This window comes from Rothia sp. ZJ932 (assembly GCF_016924835.1).
Classification (GTDB): Bacteria; Actinomycetota; Actinomycetes; order Actinomycetales; family Micrococcaceae; genus Rothia.
This window is the reverse complement of record NZ_CP070480.1, coordinates 394,596-412,949: the sequence shown is the minus strand read 5'-3', so window position 1 is coordinate 412,949 and position 18,354 is coordinate 394,596. Positions and strand designations below refer to the sequence as shown.

At 54.2% G+C, this 18,354-nt stretch carries 17 protein-coding genes; 7 read left to right on the top strand and 10 right to left on the bottom strand.

The features are described from left to right. Positions 1–340: 340 nt before the first annotated feature. Positions 341–1,033 (bottom strand): metal-dependent transcriptional regulator, encoded by a 693-nt coding sequence (locus JR346_RS01915; RefSeq protein WP_204878001.1) that lies wholly within the window; start codon positions 1,031–1,033, stop codon positions 341–343. 318 nt (positions 1,034–1,351) lie between these two features. On the opposite strand from JR346_RS01915, the gene serC reads away from it, so the two are divergent. Next, a complete protein-coding gene (gene serC, locus JR346_RS01910) occupies positions 1,352–2,473 on the top strand; it encodes a phosphoserine transaminase (RefSeq protein WP_205482732.1) in 1,122 nt (373 codons plus the stop codon). 138 nt (positions 2,474–2,611) lie between these two features. Here serC and JR346_RS01905 read toward each other — a convergent pair whose 3' ends face one another. After that, a complete protein-coding gene (locus JR346_RS01905; protein ID WP_205482722.1) occupies positions 2,612–3,142 on the bottom strand; it encodes a DUF3027 domain-containing protein in 531 nt (176 codons plus the stop codon). 111 nt (positions 3,143–3,253) lie between these two features. On the opposite strand from JR346_RS01905, the gene JR346_RS01900 reads away from it, so the two are divergent. The 4 genes from JR346_RS01900 (at position 3,254) to JR346_RS01885 (ending at position 6,333) form a co-directional block, all read left to right on the top strand. Beyond that, a complete protein-coding gene (locus JR346_RS01900) occupies positions 3,254–3,487 on the top strand; it encodes a hypothetical protein (protein ID WP_205482720.1) in 234 nt (77 codons plus the stop codon). Between the two features lie 98 nt (positions 3,488–3,585). Beyond that, positions 3,586–4,290: a response regulator transcription factor gene (locus JR346_RS01895; RefSeq protein WP_370592542.1), complete on the top strand. Its 705-nt coding sequence runs from the start codon at positions 3,586–3,588 to the stop codon at positions 4,288–4,290. A 14-nt stretch (positions 4,291–4,304) separates the two neighbouring features. After that, positions 4,305–5,759 (top strand): cell wall metabolism sensor histidine kinase WalK, encoded by a 1,455-nt coding sequence (locus tag JR346_RS01890; protein WP_205482718.1) that lies wholly within the window; start codon positions 4,305–4,307, stop codon positions 5,757–5,759. Positions 5,760–6,042: 283 nt separating this feature from the next. Beyond that, entirely contained in the window at positions 6,043–6,333 is a 291-nt protein-coding gene (locus JR346_RS01885; RefSeq protein ID WP_204878006.1) for a WXG100 family type VII secretion target, read from the top strand. 181 nt (positions 6,334–6,514) lie between these two features. Here the strand turns inward: JR346_RS01885 and JR346_RS01880 are convergent, their stop codons facing one another. Continuing rightward, positions 6,515–7,510 carry an RNase H family protein gene (locus tag JR346_RS01880; RefSeq protein WP_205482709.1) on the bottom strand — a complete coding sequence of 332 codons (996 nt, stop codon included), beginning with the start codon at positions 7,508–7,510 and terminating at the stop codon, positions 6,515–6,517. An 85-nt stretch (positions 7,511–7,595) separates the two neighbouring features. Here JR346_RS01880 and JR346_RS01875 point away from each other — a divergent pair, with 85 nt between their 5' ends. Continuing rightward, on the top strand, positions 7,596–8,387 hold the full coding sequence (locus JR346_RS01875) for a 4'-phosphopantetheinyl transferase superfamily protein (protein WP_205482707.1): 792 nt from the start codon (positions 7,596–7,598) through the stop codon (positions 8,385–8,387). Between the two features lie 16 nt (positions 8,388–8,403). Here JR346_RS01875 and JR346_RS01870 read toward each other — a convergent pair whose 3' ends face one another. The 6 genes from JR346_RS01870 to JR346_RS01845 form a co-directional block, all read right to left on the bottom strand. Then, positions 8,404–9,480, bottom strand: a complete 1,077-nt coding sequence (locus tag JR346_RS01870) for an isochorismate synthase MenF (protein WP_240333978.1) — start codon at positions 9,478–9,480, stop codon at positions 8,404–8,406. A 580-nt stretch (positions 9,481–10,060) separates the two neighbouring features. Further along, positions 10,061–11,197 carry a 23S rRNA (uracil(747)-C(5))-methyltransferase RlmC gene (gene rlmC, locus JR346_RS01865; protein ID WP_205483809.1) on the bottom strand — a complete coding sequence of 379 codons (1,137 nt, stop codon included), beginning with the start codon at positions 11,195–11,197 and terminating at the stop codon, positions 10,061–10,063. A 116-nt stretch (positions 11,198–11,313) separates the two neighbouring features. Continuing rightward, positions 11,314–12,408 (bottom strand): SGNH/GDSL hydrolase family protein, encoded by a 1,095-nt coding sequence (locus JR346_RS01860; RefSeq protein ID WP_205482696.1) that lies wholly within the window; start codon positions 12,406–12,408, stop codon positions 11,314–11,316. Between the two features lie 403 nt (positions 12,409–12,811). Next, positions 12,812–14,440, bottom strand: a complete 1,629-nt coding sequence (gene groL / locus JR346_RS01855) for a chaperonin GroEL (RefSeq protein WP_204878011.1) — start codon at positions 14,438–14,440, stop codon at positions 12,812–12,814. Positions 14,441–14,770: 330 nt separating this feature from the next. Beyond that, the gene (locus JR346_RS01850) at positions 14,771–15,355 is read right to left on the bottom strand and encodes a LytR C-terminal domain-containing protein (protein ID WP_205482694.1); all 585 of its coding nucleotides are present in this window, start codon (positions 15,353–15,355) and stop codon (positions 14,771–14,773) included. A 104-nt stretch (positions 15,356–15,459) separates the two neighbouring features. Continuing rightward, positions 15,460–15,795: a DUF3263 domain-containing protein gene (locus JR346_RS01845; protein WP_205482692.1), complete on the bottom strand. Its 336-nt coding sequence runs from the start codon at positions 15,793–15,795 to the stop codon at positions 15,460–15,462. 76 nt (positions 15,796–15,871) lie between these two features. Here JR346_RS01845 and JR346_RS01840 point away from each other — a divergent pair, with 76 nt between their 5' ends. Beyond that, positions 15,872–16,558 (top strand): uracil-DNA glycosylase, encoded by a 687-nt coding sequence (locus JR346_RS01840; protein ID WP_205482690.1) that lies wholly within the window; start codon positions 15,872–15,874, stop codon positions 16,556–16,558. Positions 16,559–16,566: 8 nt separating this feature from the next. On the opposite strand, the gene JR346_RS01835 is transcribed toward JR346_RS01840, so the two are convergent. Beyond that, positions 16,567–18,348 carry a threonine/serine exporter ThrE family protein gene (locus JR346_RS01835; protein ID WP_205482689.1) on the bottom strand — a complete coding sequence of 594 codons (1,782 nt, stop codon included), beginning with the start codon at positions 18,346–18,348 and terminating at the stop codon, positions 16,567–16,569. Between the last annotated feature and the right edge of the window lie 6 nt (positions 18,349–18,354).

The window sequence follows — 18,354 nt, the reverse complement described above, 5'->3', positions numbered from 1 at the left end:
ATATAGTTTTGATAGATTTCCGCTTGCAAGGTAAGGGGCGAGCCACCCAAAGAGATCTACCTAAAGCCGCATAAAAGTCGTTTCACTAGGCTTTTTACAATCGTCCTAAATTTTTTCCCCGCCCATCAGTACGGTTAAGAAAGCTTCGTCACGTAACCAAAAATCGTTACTTCAACACCCCGCAAACCTCACTAGAGGCCCCTTAAGGGCAGTCAAAGGTCACAAAAACCTTCAAAGGTAACGATTTGATAACGCCACTTACTAAGGGCAAAACAAAGGACGCGTGCCCCTGAGTACCAGGAACACACGTCCGCACCGAGTCCCGCCCGTGGCACTGTCCTTAGGAACGTTTTACAACGATTGCATCTGCTATTTCGTGGCTGAGCGTCAGAGCATCATCATGACCTACCGCTTTAACGCGGATGCCTTGACCCGTTGAAACCACAGAAACCTTAGCGCCGTAGACAATGCCGGCGTCAGTCAGCTTGCCCAAAAGATCGATATCGGTCTGCACAAACTCGGGCAAACGCGACACCACGAAAAGGTCAGATTCAGAGGAGTCTTTAGCTGCAATTGCCATAGATACCGTGCGAGAGTCGTTAACCTCGCTAACATCACCCAGCTCTTCCAAACCGGGAATCGCGTTACCGTAAGGTGAGAATTTTGGGTTATCTAGTAGCTCCAGCAGACGGCGTTCCACGCGTTCGCTCATGACGTGCTCCCAGCGGCAGGCTTCATCATGGATGTATTCCAGATCAAGACCAATCACATCAGCCAGCAGACGCTCAGCCAGACGGTGTTTACGCATCACCTCAACCGCTTTGCGGCGTCCTTCATCCGTCAGCTGCAAAGAACGGTTTTCGGCAACTTCAACCAATCCGTGACGTTCCATGCGAGCAACAGTCTGCGACACGGTAGGTCCAGAGTGCTCAAGACGCTCGGCAATACGAGCGCGCATGGGTGTAATGCCTTCTTCTTCAAGCTCAAGAATTGTGCGTAGATACATCTCGGTTGTATCAATTAAGTCCGCCACGCGCTCACCTTTTCCCGGTTCCTCACCGACCAGAACTGTAGGCCGGTTATCTTCTGTGATGAATAAATATCCTGTTATATCTATAGTGTGCCATTATTTAGTGCTACCTAAACCCTGTTTTCGCGGGCAGAACAAAAAAATGCTCCTCTTTTATGGCTCCTTTGGCCCGTGGGCTGTCTCAAATATCGAAAAATTCTTCAGGTTCGCTTCATAAGTCTTTGTTATCGCCACTCGCCCTGCACAATAGAAGTACATGTGGTCTTTGCAGCCCCCTCACGACGTTCCCAGTGCGTAGGCCACCAACGAAATGGAGTAAAAGTGACTGAGTTCCCAACTATTCCCGCCGATCTGCTGCCGGCAGATGGACGCTTCGGCGCGGGCCCTTCGAAAGTTCGTGCCGCGCAGGTGCAGGCTGTGGCGGATGCAGGTGCCAAGCTAATGGGGACATCCCATCGTCAGGCTCCCGTTAAAAATCTGGTGAGCGAGATTCGTGAAGGTTTAAAGACTTTCTACGGAGCACCCAGCGACTACGAAGTAATTTTGGGTAATGGCGGTGCGACATCCTTCTGGGATTCAGCGACGTTCGGTCTCGTAGAGTCCAAGGCTCAGCATCTTTCCTTCGGTGAGTTCGGTTCTAAATTCGCTTCAGCCACCAAGAATGCCCCTTTTTTGGAGGAATCTTCAATCATTACCGCTGAGCCCGGCACCCGCCCGGTAGCCCGCGCTGAAGAGGGTGTGGATGTCTATGCCTGGCCCCACAACGAAACCTCAACCGGTGTTTTCGCTCCGGTGGCGCGTCCTGGAGGTATTGACGACAAGGCGCTGATTCTTATTGATGCAACCAGTGCCGCAGGCGGCTTAGACCTTGATATTCGTGAATCAGATGTTTACTACTTCTCACCCCAGAAAAACTTCGCGTCAGACGGTGGTCTGTGGCTGGGTCTATTCTCCCCCGCCGCGCTAGAGCGTGTTGAAAAGATTGGTGCATCGGATCGTTGGGTTCCCGATTCACTGTCACTGCCGACAGCCGTTGATAATTCTCTGAAAAATCAGACCTACAACACCCCTGCCCTGGCAACGCTGGTGATGCTCAACGAGCAAATTAAGTGGCTCAACGATAACGGCGGTCTGAGCTTCGCGACAGCCCGCACCGCTGACTCTGCTTCACGCGTGTACTCCTGGGCTGAACGCTCACCGTTTGCAACCCCCTTCGTGACTAACCCCGATGAGCGTTCCAACGTTATTACCACCATCGATTTCACCAAGGACGTCGATGCCGCCGCTATCGCCAAGACACTTCGCACTAACGGTCTTGTAGACACCGAGCCCTACCGCAAGCTGGGTCGCAACCAGCTACGCATCGCAACCTTCAGCGCCATCGACCCAGATGATGTATCAGCACTGCTGAACTGCATCGACTACGTGGTAGAAAACCTCTAAAAGCACACATCGCTAGCTTCTCCGACAGAGATACAAAGGGGCGCGTCCGTAAAGAAAAAGTTTTTCTTCACGGATGCGCCCCTTGTAGATTCAACCACTCGCGCAAGCCGCTACGAACCCCAGCATTACGGTGTGAATTTAAAGCTCTTCATCAGCGTTTTCAAGAGAGTCTGTGAGTACATCTTCGACGTCCTCAGCGTCCGTTACATCATCTGTTGCATCTTCGACCTCTGCATAGAAGTCGTCCTCGTGTTCCTGCGAGTCTTCAGGTAAAACGCGCTCAGACCACGGCAACCACTGGGGTGCCAGCAGAGCATCATCACCCGGCAACAAACCCACCTCACAGACCGTTACCTGCTTAGAACGCGGCACACGCGAAAGGGTCGCAAACCAGAACCAACCACGGTAACCGGGCATCGTACACTCAAACAGGTGGGTGCTCAAACGCTCCTCTTCACCGCGCATGTGGTACACCGACCCAATAGTGTTCTCGACCGTAATCTCAAGAATGCCACGCAAAGCCACATCCTTGGCATGAGCGATGATGTCATCGATTTTGGTGGTGCGACGGCGGTACACTTGCTCGCCCAAACTGGGTTGCTCATCGGCACCCTCCACCCGATCAAAGGGCGAGAGAGCTTCGGTGGTGGTCTGTGCATTTTCTGACATAGTTCTATTAAAGCCTGAAAACCGCACAAAGGTTTAACTTTTCTCTCTCAGAGTGAGAAGTAAAGCACGAAAAGTTCAAAATGCCGGTAAGCACCTTGCTAGGGTTATTACATGATGCACCACAAAGATTTACCCTACGCAAAGACCATTAGACTGCTCGGCAGTGTAGGGGCTGTATGCGCTGTCATCGCCACGCTCAGCGGCCTTGCCATGCTGCTACTCACGTGGTCTACAGGCAACCCCTCGGAACTGCTCACGATGATTACACTCGTTCTTTTACCAGCTGCCTTCGTGCTGCTAATGGTTGCGATGGTTCTTCTGGTCTTGCAACGCAAAACCGTTTAGCGTGACAAGTCTTTACCCACCCAGCATGCGGTAAACCACCAGATTCCCTCAGACTTTATTCCAGCTAATTCACAGCTAAAAGGGAGAGTATAGGTAACGTGAAAAAGCAAACTGAAGCAAAACTCCTTGTTGTTGATGATGAACCGAACATTCTAGAACTTCTAGCGACCTCCCTGCGCTTTGCGGGGTTTGAGGTTGTTACTGCCTCCAACGGCCGTGAAGCCCTAGAGAAAGCTCAAACCGAGTCACCCGATTTAGCGGTGCTCGATGTCATGATGCCCGATATGGACGGCTTTACCGTCACCCGCAAACTCCGCGCGTCCGGACGTTTATTCCCTGTTCTTTTTCTCACCGCTAAAGATGACACCGAAGCCAAAGTAACCGGCTTGACGGTGGGCGGCGACGACTACGTGACTAAACCCTTTAGCTTAGACGAGGTAGTGGCACGTATTCGCGCTGTTTTGCGCCGCACTCAGCTTCACGAAGAAGAAGATTCCCGACTGCGCGTTGATGATCTGGTACTCGATGATGACGCCCACGAGGTCTTCCGTGGCGAGCGCGAGATTGATCTCTCCCCCACCGAGTTCAAACTGCTGCGCTATTTGATGCTCAACCCCAACCGGGTACTTTCAAAAGCGCAGATTCTGGATCATGTGTGGGAGTACGACTTCAACGGCGATGCCTCGATTGTGGAGTCTTACATTTCGTACCTGCGTCGCAAAATTGATAACGACCCCGAGGCAACGCCCCTCATTCACACGAAGCGCGGGGTCGGCTACCTGCTACGCACCGCTAAAAACTAGAAATTACAGCGCTGATGAAGAACCGCATCCTTCGTTCCCGGCTGGGTTCGCTCTCTTTGCGAACCCAGTTGGTTGTTTTAAGCTCGCTACTGATTGCTCTGGCTATCAGTGTGACAGCACTGGTGGCTATTAGTGCTATGCGCAGTCAGCTGGCGAGTCAGCTTGATGATGAGATTCTTTCGAACTCTCGGGTGATTACAGGTAACCTCTTGCCTACCGAGGACCGCACGATTGATACGACTCCGCGGCTTGCTTATACCGCGTATTTGCTGAACGCTGAGGGCAACGTGGTACACCAGTTTTCCACGGCTAACAGAGCAGATTCAGCCCCTGAGATTGGCCGCTGGAACAGGGAAGCGGTACTGAGATACACAGAGACGGGCTTTACTGTGCCCTCGGTATCGGGGCATACCCAGTGGCGTATTATGCCGCTTTCTACTGACTCTGAAGAATACTCGGTGCTCATCGCCAGCCCGCTCACTCAGTCAAATGCCACGCTGGCTTTGGTGGGTACGCTTACTATCGCTTTTGGTATGGCGACGCTGTTTGCCGCTATTGCTATGAACTGGGTGTTGGTTACCCGCGCCTTCGAGCCCCTGGCCCGCGTAGAGCAGACAGCCGCCAAAATCGCGTCCGGCGATCTCTCACAGCGCATTACAAACTACAACCCCTACACGGAGTTGGGGCACCTCTCGACTTCTCTGAACCAGATGCTGGCGCATATTGAAGAGGCCTTTGATACACGTAAGCACTCCGAAGAGAAGATGCGCCGGTTTGTGGGGGACGCCTCCCACGAGTTGCGCACTCCCCTGGTCAGTATTCGCGGGTATTCTGAGCTGTACCGTCACGGGGCTCTGCAAAACCCTGAAGACGTCGGCAAGGCCATGGCGCGTATTGAATCTGAGTCAAAGCGTATGGGGCAGCTGGTGGAAGATTTGCTGACGCTGGCACGCATCGATGAGCGCCGCGTCAACGAGAACACCGTAGTTGATTTGCTCAAGCTGGCCCAGGATGCCGCGGCGGACGCTTTTGCGACAGCACCGGAACGTGATGTTGAAGTGGTGGGCGTTCACGATCCTGACGAGGAGGCAGTGAGTGCCCCAGTCATGGGTGATGAATCCCGTCTGCGTCAGGTGGTTGCCAACCTCATGACCAACGCTATTCGCTACACTCCCGAGGGGACGCCCCTTGAAATCGCTGTGGGCGCCGAAAAGGACGCGCGCGGCAACCTTCTCTCAGTGCTCAAGGTGCGCGATCACGGACCGGGAATCCACGGTGAAGACCGCGAAAAAGTCTTTCAGCGCTTCTATCGGGCAGATACATCTAGGACGCGCGAGACCGGCGGAACGGGGCTGGGATTGGCTATTGTTGCCGCCATTATTGCCCAGCATGACGGGTCTATCAGTATTGAAGATACAGCCGGCGGCGGCGCTACCTTTGTCATGAAGATACCGGCACATATCCCCTAAGTATCCACAGCCAAAATTGTGGACACACACCAACTGTGGACACACGAATCTGTGGGTAACCCCTTTTTAGCCTCAAAAGAGGCAGGGTTATCCACAGATTTTTCTTTTCAGTGGCGCGCGGTATTCACCTACCTCTAGCGTAGAGACCAAGACGAAGCCGTAAGGTTCTTGCCCCCTCAATTCTTGAGCGGGCTGAGGGTGCAAGAGCCAGCGGCAGCGTCCTCACAAGGGGATCTCGCACGAACCCGCACTTTTTATAAACCACTATTTAGGAGTAACCACCATGGCACAGTTTGTTGTCGATTCAGATGTCATTGCAGCTAAAAGTGCTCAGGCACGTAGTTACGTTGAGTCCATTACCACCGAGGTGAACGGTATGACTGCCTCACTACAGGATTTGCAGAATTCGTGGACGGGTGCCGCATCGGTTAATTTTCAGGGCGTGCTGACCAACTGGCGAGCTACCCAGCGCCAGGTTGAAGAGGCTATCGCGCAAATCAACGAAGCACTGAATAAGGCGGGTATCAACTACGCCGATACCGAATCAGCAAACGCGGCGATGTTCATCGGCTAACTAAGCACCCTCAATCGGTTTCATCAAGATCCCCGAGCTTTTGCATGCTACGCGCGCTAAGGCTCGGGGGGGGGGCGATGTGGGGAGTGTGAAATGCGAAAAAGAAAGTTGCTGACCAACACAGCGCACGCTGCACCAAAAGCACAGCGAAAGACAGTCTTTCAGACCGTGTAGCAGCAGTTTAGGTGGCGCTCTCCTGCCGGTGGCGCAGAACCCATGCACCGATTTCGTTGCGGTAGTTCTCGCGCGTCCAAAGGCTGGTGCGAATGACGTGCCCGCGCTTGGTAAAAACCCGGCTGGTAACCAGGGCGGTGTTTTCATTGAGAATGGTGGAGCTCACCGTCTCGGGCTCCCCCTCCACCACAAAGGCGCGGTGGCGGTGGGCGATAACGTCCTGACGCGAAACAATAGCCCCGCGCGGGGTAATCCACACAAAATCGTCGGCTAAGAAAGAGTCAAGTTTACGCTCATCACTGAAATTCTCTTCACGTAGCAGTAGCTCTTCTTGGTGGCTGGCGAGACGCTCCGGTCCCATCTGCGCGACCTCGGCGCTGTGCTCTTCTTCAGCCTGAAGATCAGCAATATCAAGAGCATCACCGTTGAGGTAGGCAGTGGGGTGAGCTCGGCGTGACTCCTGCTCGCTCTTAGAACGCGGTTCAACGGTCTGAATTTTGCCGGTAAAGATACTCACCACATCAGCCCTAGAAAAACCAGGACCAGTCTTAGGTTCTTTACCTTTACTGAAAGCGGTCGCGGCAGCGTTGGCACGCGCGTCCGCCGCCTCGTTCAAAGGATGCCCCGAGTGCCCCTTAACCCATTCAAAGGTGCAGGTTCGCCCCTGCATCGCCTTATCCAACGCCTTCAGCAAATCCTGATTGAGAACGGGCTTACCGTCCGACTTCTTCCAGCCCTTTTTCTTCCAGCCGGGCATCCATTTGGTGAGGGAATCAATCACGTACTTACTATCACAAATCACCGTCAGAGGGCGCTGAGGGACGTGTGCCGTTGCCTCAAATAGGTCGAGCACCGCTTTGAGCTCGCCCATATTGTTGGTGCCGTGCTTCCAGCCGCCAGCAGCCCAGGTTTTCTCGTCAATATACCAAGCCCACCCGGCAGGACCGGGGTTGCCGAGGGCCGACCCGTCAGCAGCAGCGATGATTGGTGTGTGAGTTCCCATATGCCTAACATTAGCGAATAAGTACTCGTTTTATGTATTCGAGAACGTCGCCCCTTCATATACTGGCGCGGGTAGAATGACTCGTATGAGTGTGAACCCAACCGCAGCGCTACCGCCCGTGAGGCTTTTTCTGCTTCCCCCCTCTATTTTGCGCTCCGGTTACGGGGTGAGCTGGCTAGCCTACGTGGGTATGGCAGAGCAACGCCGAGCCGCTGAATTCACCCACCCCGATGATGCGATGACCTACGCTGCCCAGCAGACCCTCATGCGATGTATGGCAGCTTCTGTTCTCGGGGTAAAACCAACCGCTGCAGCCGAGATACCGGTGGACCGCACCTGCCGACTGTGTACCAGTTATGCCGAACACGGTAAACCCCGCATTAACGGGGTGAACCTGAACATGAGCAGAACAACCGGCATGACGGTAGGTGGCTTTACCCCCGCTACAGATATCCTGCTGGGCATTGACCTTGAGCGATTGCGTGGCTCTTTGCATAACAGCCTCGATAGGGTGGCACTTGCCGACCCCGAAAAAGATTTACTGGCAACAGCGCCCGAGAACCACCAAGCCTTACTGCGCACCCTGCTGTGGAGCGCCAAAGAATCTGTTCTCAAAGCCACCGGGCATGGGCTCTCCGTAGACCCGCGTGCCGTCGTCATCACCCCACATCACACCCAGCAGGGGCAGGACGCGCTACCCTATACCCGCGCGTCCGCCCGCTTCACTACGCCTGCCGGTGAACGATACGACTTTGAGGTGCAATGGTTTGTGCAGGGTGAGTACTACATATCGGTTGCTACCTCAGCCCCGGTGACGGTGAGCTTGCACCCGGTCACCACACCCAAAATGGTGCGAGAAATTCTAGGAACCAGCTGAATCCCGCGAAAGTCTCTTAGAGGCTTGTGACACCCAGCGCCTGGGCAAAGGTGCCCAATTTGGTTGCGGTTTCTTCGTGCTCTTTTACAGGCTCGGACGCCTTGATAATGCCTGCACCGGCAAAGAGCGTAGCGCTGTGCTCGCCTACCAAAGCGCAGCGAAGTACCAGCGCCCACGATCCGTTGCCGTTAGCGTCCATGTACCCCACCAAACCACCGAAAAAGCCGCGGTCAAAGTCTTCGAGCTCAGCAATGGTTTCCAGTGCTTCTTCTCTAGGAGTACCGCAGATTGCGGGGGTCGGATGGATAGCGCGAGCGCCCTGCAAAGAACTGATGCCGGGGGCAAGATTACCCTGAATACGGGTGCCCAGGTGCCATAGCTGCGGGGTAGTGACGAGCGTGGGGGTTGCCGGAATTTCGAGGGTCTCCACTAGGGGGGTGAGGCGCCTGCGAATATCATCAACAACGGTGGCGTGCTCAGCGCGATCTTTGGCAGAGCGCATGAGTTCTTCACCGGTTTGCATGTCTTCGATGCTACCTGGTGTCTGACGTGGCGCTGAGCCTGCCAGGGGGAAAGTTTCGAAGTCGCCGTCATGGGTGCTGAAAACGAGTTCGGGGGACGCGCCCATGAGGTACTGTTTGGTACCCGGTATCGCCACAGAGAAGGTGTAGGCACGCGGCTGGAGGGCGCGAAGGTTATCCAGTACATCGGGTGCGTGAAGGTGAGCGTCAAATTCTGCGGTGAGGGTGCGCGCCAGTACCACCTTATCGAGTTCGCCTTTACCCATGCATTCTACCGCCGTAGCCACGGCGGCACGGTAGCCGGGATTATCCTGCCCTGAAACTGATGCCAGTGAGGGCATGGGTTTCTCAGTGGTAACAGGCAGGGTGCCGCGTTCAAAACTTTCGGGAACCCACAGTCGAGCCGGTTGGGCGGGGTCGAAGGGCACCAGCCCCATCACTACCGAATCGCGGGCTGTTGCAACCTCAAGACAGTTCTCTTCAGTCACGGGAGTCAGGGTTCCGGTGCTATAGATAGATTCCTGCCCCGTGCTCATGTAAAAACTCGGCATACTGCCGGTAGTATCACGCACCGAAGGCACCCTCTAGGCTTAGCATCTAACAATAAAGAAAAAGGAAGCACCAGTATTCAATGCCCCCTCTTTATTTTAGCCGATGTTGATGCAGGTGCCACCGTACATGTTGGTGGACTATTCAATCAGGGCAACATTTTTGCCCTGCGGTGCGAGAGTCCGAGCAAGGGGTTTGCCTGCCTTGCCCAAAACCGATAACGACAACATCAAAATGGAGAGTAGCCGCAAAAATCCTTGATGTTACTACAATTTAGCTGGTTGCTTCAGAAAATATTTTTACGAGTAGTTTACCGGGTACGGTCACAGCCGCGGGCAAACCGCCTCTCGTTAGTGCTGGGGAAACGTTCCGCCGACAGCTCAACGTGTTTAATATCGCCGAGGTCAACCACATGAGTAAAGTCTGCTTCTCGTGTGCCTCTTCGCTCGCCTTTTCTCAGTTCACCGTGCCTGTAGAAGCAACAGCTGCCTCGCTTGTGAACGTGTCAGGGGCATCAGTGCCACCGGTCACTACACTTTTCACAGAAGGTATCCGCTCAGCCCATGCTTGCCAGCATCAGACCACAGGTCTACTCGAAAGGCACTACCTTCTACGTTTGAGCAGCATCATCATTTCATAGTGGCTGGTCTGCGGGAACATATCAAGCATCTTCGCCTCCACGGGCTGGTAAGAGGGCATAAAGGTGAGGTCTTTAGCCAGAGATTTTGCGTTACACGATGAATAAATCACCGTATCAATTCCCGATTCTTCAACCCAGTGACTCAGTTCTTGCCCCACGCCCCTACGCGGTGGGTTCATAATCAAAAGCTCAGGTGTACGCTCAGACTCCACAGCAAAAGCAGTGGCGTCCCCGGCAACAAAGTGCAGGTTCTTAAGGTTCTGTTCAGCCACGGTGCGCTGGGCAGAAAGAATAGCTTCCTCGCTAATCTCTATACCCTCAACCTGCGCCGACGGAGCCGCTGCTGCCGCATGTAAAGCGAACCCGCCCACACCGCAGTACAAATCCCACACGCTTTTCGGTTGCACATCGGCAACCCACGCGCGTCCTTGGTGATACATTGCCTCAGCAATACCCGTGTTCGTTTGAAAGAAAGACTGCGGACGCAGGTGCAAAGTCATCTCATTCACCTGCATAGGTAGGGTGGTGCGCTGGGTCAGCACAATCTCTTCATCGCCCTCAACCAAAGCAACGTGCTCACGCAAAAGATTAATAGAAACCACTGCTAGAGACGGAATCTCCTCGTGTAAACGCGCCAATTCTCGGCGGATAGGTACCAGGAGCTTTTTAGAGCGCAGAACAAAACGCAGCATAACCTCACCGCTCGCACTGGCGGTTACCAAAATATTCTTCAGCTCACCTTTGCGCCCCGGAATATCGTAGGGAGTGAGTCCGGCACGAATAATGAGCTCACGCAACACCGGCATAATTCGTGTAATTTCAAAAGTATAAAGACCGCAGCCAGACAGGTCAGTGCCACACCCGGTGCGAGCATCCACAATACCTAAGGTCGGGTCAGTAACTGTTCCAGCAACCACAATCTTCGCTTTATTACGAAACGCTGACTCATCGCTCACAGCGCTCGGCAACCAAACAAGACCCTCACAATGAGAAAAAAGCTCACACGCAGCGTTCTCTTTGGCAAGCAACTGGGTAGCGTAAGGCACCCCCATCTGGTTACAGGAGGAGCACACACCGGCATCAAAATAATCACACTGCATCACGGCACAAGTCTAACGGCAAAGCAGCCCCAGCGTTTGAGCACAAAGCACCCGCACAGCAAGAAAGCCCCACCGCGAACGCGATGAAGCTTTCTCTATGAAGCGATAAAAACTATTTACTTCTTGTTGATTGCAAAGTGCAGTGCCCACTTCATAGAAGTAGCAATCTTTGTCTGACCAGCTTCTGAAATGTAGCCGGTTACGGGATCAACTTCAGCTTCAATACCGTGCTGGGTGACCCAACCGCGGGTAGCCACAAAACGCGCACCAGCATCGACCGAAACTGCTTCAAGACGCTCGCTCAAAGCGTTCAGACGCTGATCGTCGCTAGCTGAGGGAACATCGTTCACCAGGACGCGAGCGTGGGGGTAAACCTTCTTCAACTCAGCGATGGTAGCACGCAAATCTGCCTCAAGAACTGCCGGATCAACATCAGCGTCAGCCGCTGAAGCCTGGATGTTAACAACCCAGGGAGTACCGATACCCAGTGCAACACCGTTATCAACAACCATGTTCTTGATGGACTGACCGCCCGCACCAACTGCTGAAATACCAGCACCGGCTGCGGTGTACTCGTTGGCTGAGTAGCCGGCTGCCTGCAAACCCTTCGCAACGTAGCCGCTATTCCTGCTAGGAATAAGGTTGCTATCACCCAGAACTACTGATTCGTTCCAGTCAATAGCGTCGTCAGCGTACTGCCACCAGCTACGGTCCATTACCTTGCCCGCACCGGGGTGGTAGGCCAAGATGGTGCCGTACCTATCGTCCGCACCCTCGCGGTAAAAACGGGTCAGCGCGCCCTTAGACATATAACGCCAGTTGTGCTGAGCGATTTCAGTGTTCATGGGGTAGCCATAACGCACTACCTGCTGCTCGAACGTCGCACCACCGTTAGCGCCAGTCCAGAAAGCATACACTTCATTGCTCAATGCGGTCTGGTATTCGTAAGTGGTGCCGTCTGCCTGCACTGCGTAGTTAACAACGTAGCCGCGCTGGTACTGCTGGGCAGTTGCCTTTGAGCCAAGCACAATTACTTCGCCAACAGGCTGACCGTACCAGTGACGCGCAGCTTCTGCATTCATCTTGAGACGAGCTTCTTCAGAAATAGCAACCTGAGCAGGTGCTTCCTGAGCCTCAGCTGCCTGAGCCGGAACAATACCCGATGCCATCAGCGCAACAGCGCTCAAGGAGAGAGTAAAAGTCTTTTTCACAGAATTTCCCCTAGATTCGCGAAAGTGAAAGATTGTGCGCGGCGTGTGAACGTTCCCCTACCCGCACGCAGTGAATACGTCTCCCAGTCTAAATGAGATAGAGGTTTAATCAGTGTCTGTGTAGGGTATCTTACGCACAGTCTTTGTCCCCACTTATACCCACTTAGCACTACCACACAACTTTCCGAGGCCCCCATGACAGACAAGGACGCGCCCACCGCATCCGCACCAGCGCCGCAAGGCACCCCGGGAATATTTTTTGCCCACAGCCCGCGCAGAAGCGGGCAAAACGCCCCCTCGCTGCGGAGCTTAAAAGCAAGGACGCCGCGTCCTCACTCTCCTCATCAACCTAAAAGTTGCATTGAGAGTGGGGATGCGACGTCCTGAGTTATAAGCCGGTAACTTACATCATGCCGCCCATGCCCGGATCCATGCCAGCTGCGGGGTTCGCACCAGCAGGCTCAGGCTTGTCAGCGACAACAGCTTCGGTAGTCAAGAACAGACCTGCGATGGAAGCTGCGTTCTGCAGAGCTGAACGGGTTACCTTAACGGGGTCGTTAATGCCGGCAGCCATCAAGTCTTCGTACTCGCCGGTTGCAGCGTTGAGACCGGTACCTACGGGCAGACCACGTACCTTATCAACAACAACGCCGGGTTCCAGACCTGCGTTAGCAGCAATCTGCTTCAAGGGAGCGTCGATAGCGACCTTCACGATGTTCGCGCCAGTTGCCTCATCGCCCTCAAGCTGCAACTTCTCAAATGCCTTCACGCCAGCCTGAATCAAAGCCACGCCACCGCCGGGAACAATACCCTCTTCAACAGCAGCCTTCGCGTTGCGAACGGCGTCCTCAATACGGTGCTTGCGTTCCTTGAGCTCAACCTCAGTCGCTGCGCCAGCCTTAAGAACTGCCACACCGCCTGCCAGCTTCGCCAAACGCTCCTGCAACTTCTCGCGGTCGTAGTCAGAATCCGAGTTCGCAATTTCACCGCGAATCTGAGCAACACGACCCTCGATAGAAGCCTGATCGCCAGCGCCCTCGATGATGGTGGTCTCGTCCTTGGTCACAACAACCTTGCGAGCTGAACCCAGCAGGTCAATGGTTGCCTGATCCAGTGAAAGACCAACCTCTTCGGTAATAACCTGACCACCGGTCAGAATAGCGATATCAGCCATCTGAGCCTTGCGGCGGTCGCCGAAACCGGGAGCCTTCACAGCAACAGACTTGATAGAACCGCGCATCTTGTTCAGAACCAGAAGCGCAAGAGCTTCACCCTCAACATCTTCAGCAACAATCAACAGGGGCTTACCAGCCTGCATGACCTTCTCAAGAACGGGAACAAGATCCTTTACGTTGGAGATCTTGGAGTTCACGATCAAGATGTAAGGATCTTCAAGAACAGCTTCCTGACGATCGGGGTCGGTCACGAAGTAGCCTGAGAGGAAGCCCTTATCAAAGCGCATGCCCTCGGTCAGTTCAAGGTCAAGACCAAAGGTGTTTGACTCTTCAACGGTGATAACACCTTCTTTACCGACCTTCTCCATTGCCTGAGCAATGAGCTTGCCGATTTCTTTGTCGCCGGCTGAAATTGATGCGGTTGCAGCGATTTCTTCTTCGGTTTCAACTTCTTTAGCTGACTCAAGCAACTCAGCGGTTACAGCTTCAACAGCCTTTTCGATACCGCGCTTGAGGCTCAGCGGGTCAGCGCCAGCAGCAACGTTGCGCAAGCCTTCGCGGACGAGTGCCTGAGCCAAAACGGTTGCGGTGGTGGTGCCGTCACCTGCGATGTCGTCGGTCTTCTTCGCGACTTCTTTAACGAGTTCCGCGCCGATCTTCTCGTAAGGATCCTCAAGCTCGATTTCCTTAGCGATTGAAACGCCGTCATTGGTGATGGTGGGTGCGCCCCAAGCCTTTTCCAATACAACGTTACGACCGCGCGGGCCAAGGGTTACCTTGACAGCGTCTGCAAGGGTATTCAAACCCTTTTCAAGACCGCGGCGTGCTTCTTCATCAAAAGCAATCAACTTTGCCATTGGTGTTTCGCCCTCCTGGACGTAGTGTCGGTGTTCGCGTGTTCGGTGCCCGCGACGGACGGAACGTCTAACACCCTGACTTTTCTGTATCGTCAGGACGCGCGCCCCTCACCGTTCACACAAAAGTTTACTTTTGCGCGTGGTAGCTGCTATCACCTAGCACAGCGGTTAGCAGTCACACACTTCAAGTGCTAATTCCAATCTTGGCACCTGAGCCACCTCTAGCGCAAACATAGCAAGGGGTTTAGGTTCCTTTAATCGCCCACAGCGCACGAAGACCGCAGCCACTAGGGCAGTTTTTACCAAGCGCGTCGTGAAAGTTTGATGGTTTTATTCGCCAGACGTCTGATCGCTATCAACGCGCAACGAAGAAAGAACGTAATCTGGTCCGAGCACCGCAATGACCGGCACCGCCTGAGTCGGGTCCTCCTGAATGTAAGGGATTTCCAGGGTGTTAGCGGCTTCGTTTGCTTCGTCCTCGTAGCCCGCAGCGTAGTAGACGATAGAACCGTTAACCGGGGTGCCCTGCCAGTTACCGACCTGGGTGATGGTGACGTTTTGAGTCGATGCCATAATCAGATTCATTGCATCTGAGGCGGCGCCGGTAATTCCACCAGAGTTATAGATTTCAAGGATAACGGGCTCCCCTGTGTCTTCGGGGGTAGGTTCGGCGGTGGGGATTTCGCTTTCTGATGCGGACGCGCTCGCCTCGGTAGTTTTGGCTGCCCCCGGTGCCGATGTCTGTGGAGAGTAAATGTACATGAATCCGCCCAAAAGCAAAGAAGCTAGACCCGCGCCAATAAGAGGTAGCAGGGTTTTTGAAGCACCGGCGAGAGGGTCCTGCGCACGGTACGCTCCGCGGCGTTTTGAACTCTCATCAACATCATCGAATTCGTCGCGGGGAAACTGCTGCATTGAGGCTACTCCTGAGGTGCAAAGGGCTCTAAAAAGAAAAGGTGTGGTTCTAGGCTACACGTTCGCAGCGGCAACATTCCTCCGGGGGGGACCGTTCCCCCAATTCATCCGTTATCGCGGTGCTCTCGCAGGCGACGAGTCAGGGCAGGCTCAACAGCAATCACACGCGGGGTGTCAATCATGGTGTTAAGTAGCTGATAGTAGGCGATAGGGCTCAAGCTCAACTGCTGGCGGATAGCCTGCTCTTTAGCGCCGGGGTACTTCCAGCGTCTTTTCTCTAACCCAATAATGGCAGCTTCAATATCAGTCAGCGCTGAGGTTGGAGTGTCAGATTCAGGTTCCCGTGTTTCATCGGTTTTTTCCTCAAAACCGTCCTCATCGGATAACGGTTGCTCCATTGCATCTATCACTTCACCGGTAGGTTCTCGTTCAGATTCCATAGAGACCGCCACACCTTCTATCTAGTAACGTATGTACCCTACCGCGAAATTTTCAACCGTGAAAGGTGGGGTGCCTATGCCCGCGCGTCCGCTCAACGAAATTATGGCTGCCGACTGGGCTCACGCATTAGCGCCCGTCGAAGAGAATATTCGTGCAATGGGCAACTTTCTACGCGAAGAGCATGCCGCCGGACGCGCCACCCTACCACCGGCGTCCGTCACTTTCAGAGCTTTTGAGCGGCCCATGAGTGAGGTGAAAGTGCTCGTTATTGGGCAAGACCCCTACCCCACCCCCGGTCACGCAATGGGGCTTTCGTTCTCGGTGCAACCCGATGTTCGCCCCGTGCCACGCTCTTTGCAGAATATCTATAAAGAACTGCACACAGATTTAGGAATCACCCCGCCTGCCCACGGTGACCTCAGCGCCTGGAGTAATCAGGGCGTCATGCTGTTAAACAGAGTGCTCTCGGTAGGTGCCGGAGACGCCGGTTCGCACCGCAATAAGGGCTGGGAAACCATCACTACCTGCGCCATCACCGCCCTCGCACAGCGCGGAACGCCGCTGGTGGGTATTCTCTGGGGCGCGGACGCGCGCAAGTGCAAGCCCTTGCTGGGCGGCTACCCCTGTGTTGAGTCGGCTCACCCTTCACCTTTGAGTGCTTCCAGGGGCTTCTTTGGCTCACGTCCTTTTTCACACACGAACGACCTGCTAATACAGCAGGGTGCCCAACCCGTGAACTGGCAGTTACCCGCCTCTGCCTAAAAAGATTCTTAGCGGTTGAAGTTCTTACGCTGGGCGCGGGCGCTGCTACCCCAGCGGGCAATGGCGTTTTCCATCAGGTAACCCCCCAGTACCACCCCACCAGCGAGGGCAAGAACTGTTGAGCCTGCGTTGATCATGCCATCTGCCCCGTAGGATTCGTTGTTATGCACACTAAAGGCATACAACCCCCTAAAGAAAGTCAAACCCGGCAGCAAAAACATAATGCCGCAGACCGAGAAAATCACTTGGGGTGCGTAAAGTTTATACGCCAAATAAGTGCTCAAACCGCCGACCGTACACGCCGCCAAAACAGCATTGACGCGGGTTACCTCTAACCCCGTCGCCGTGCTAAAACCGTAGTACACAGCCTGCCCCACCAAAGACACCACAATAATCAGGGCAAGATTAGTTTTTCGTGCCTGAGTGACCCCGGCGCACGCCATGCTACCCACCGCCATGCCAACGATGCTCACCCACAGTGGCGGTGGCGTAAACACCGCTTTTTGTAGATCAATTCCGCTAGCGCCTGCATAGGTCAAAATCTCTACCGCCGTTGCGATGCCAATTGCCAGACCCAAGAAAGAAATAGCGGTGCTTACAAGTTTTCCCGCAGCGGTCAGCGGAAAGCCGTGGAGAGCGTCCTGCACACACGACACCAAAAAGAAAGTGGGCATAAAGAGCATAAGACCAGCACCCACAATGTGCGGGGCAGAAACCTCGAAGCCCAGCTGATAGAAAATCGAGGTATCATCACTGATGTAAAGAGCAATGGTGGCAAGAACAGCGGCGTTGAAAATCATCATGAAGAATCCGGGAAGACCAAACTTAGCCAACCACTGCCCCAAAAAATGAATCACAGTAAATGACACGATTGAAACCACCGCACCGCGCCAGCTACCGCCCACCCCCAGAGTGAAGCTACCGGCAATGAGCAGGTTAAAGAGCAGCACCCACAGCGGCGAGTACAGTTTAGGGGTTTCGTTAATAGAGGTCAGTCTGGCAGCTGCCTGTTTCATGGGCAGGTTAGATTCAGTGATCTCATGAATCAGCCGGTAAATATCGTTGAGCGCCGCATAATTTTCTGAGAGGGTTCGTACCACCCGCACCACCGTGTGGCTGAACCGTAAGTCCTCCTCAGTGCCACCCACGGGTGAATATACCCCTCGGTCAATATCAGAAACGTAGTTGATGATAATTGACTGGTTGGTGATACTGATTTCGACCTGGTTGAGCCCGTAGGTCGAGCAGACAGACACAATTGCCGAGTCCACGTCAATAGCGTCTGCACCGTAGTGAAACATCGTCTCAGCTAAGCGCACCGTAAAATTCAGGACTTCGCGTGCCTGTTCTTTTTCACGCACAAAGCTTTCTTCGCGGCGCTGGGCGCGCAGAGTGAACTGTTTTTGTGCCACGCGGGCAACCCCTCGCAAGGGAGCAGTGAGAGCCTGATCAGCTCGCATAAACTGCGAAATGCTCCTACGCACCGCCTTGCCTGGCGCACGACGCTTGGTCTGCTGAGGGATAACAACCGGTAGCGCCGCCGTGGCTGTCGATACCGGTTCAGCCGAGGGGTAGGACGCAGGTAGCAGCTGACCGTCATCGTTTGCGGTAGGCAAGATGGCGGCTTGTCTGGTTATCTCCGCCTGACCTGTATATATAGCCGCATCAGCATTAATGAGAGGGTCAGCCGAGGGGTAGGTAGCATTAATGGTTATAGGCACCTCAGGAGCCACCTCGGCGGATTCACTGAGGGAAGGCGCGAACGGATCCCAGTTGTTCTGCGTGCTCACTATCGC

Bases quoted from the DNA above. Each gene is read 5' to 3' on its own strand.
- JR346_RS01905 (WP_205482722.1), bottom strand. From the start codon at position 3,142: ATGTCAGAAAATGCACAGACCACCACCGAAGCTCTCTCGCCCTTTGAT.
- JR346_RS01900 (WP_205482720.1), top strand. From the start codon at position 3,254: ATGATGCACCACAAAGATTTACCCTACGCAAAGACCATTAGACTGCTC.
- JR346_RS01890 (WP_205482718.1), top strand. From the start codon at position 4,305: ATGAAGAACCGCATCCTTCGTTCCCGGCTGGGTTCGCTCTCTTTGCGA.
- JR346_RS01885 (WP_204878006.1), top strand. From the start codon at position 6,043: ATGGCACAGTTTGTTGTCGATTCAGATGTCATTGCAGCTAAAAGTGCT.
- JR346_RS01880 (WP_205482709.1), bottom strand. From the start codon at position 7,510: ATGGGAACTCACACACCAATCATCGCTGCTGCTGACGGGTCGGCCCTC.
- JR346_RS01875 (WP_205482707.1), top strand. From the start codon at position 7,596: ATGAGTGTGAACCCAACCGCAGCGCTACCGCCCGTGAGGCTTTTTCTG.
- rlmC (WP_205483809.1), bottom strand. From the start codon at position 11,197: ATGCAGTGTGATTATTTTGATGCCGGTGTGTGCTCCTCCTGTAACCAG.
- groL (WP_204878011.1), bottom strand. From the start codon at position 14,440: ATGGCAAAGTTGATTGCTTTTGATGAAGAAGCACGCCGCGGTCTTGAA.
- JR346_RS01850 (WP_205482694.1), bottom strand. From the start codon at position 15,355: ATGCAGCAGTTTCCCCGCGACGAATTCGATGATGTTGATGAGAGTTCA.
- JR346_RS01845 (WP_205482692.1), bottom strand. From the start codon at position 15,795: ATGGAATCTGAACGAGAACCTACCGGTGAAGTGATAGATGCAATGGAG.
- JR346_RS01840 (WP_205482690.1), top strand. From the start codon at position 15,872: ATGCCCGCGCGTCCGCTCAACGAAATTATGGCTGCCGACTGGGCTCAC.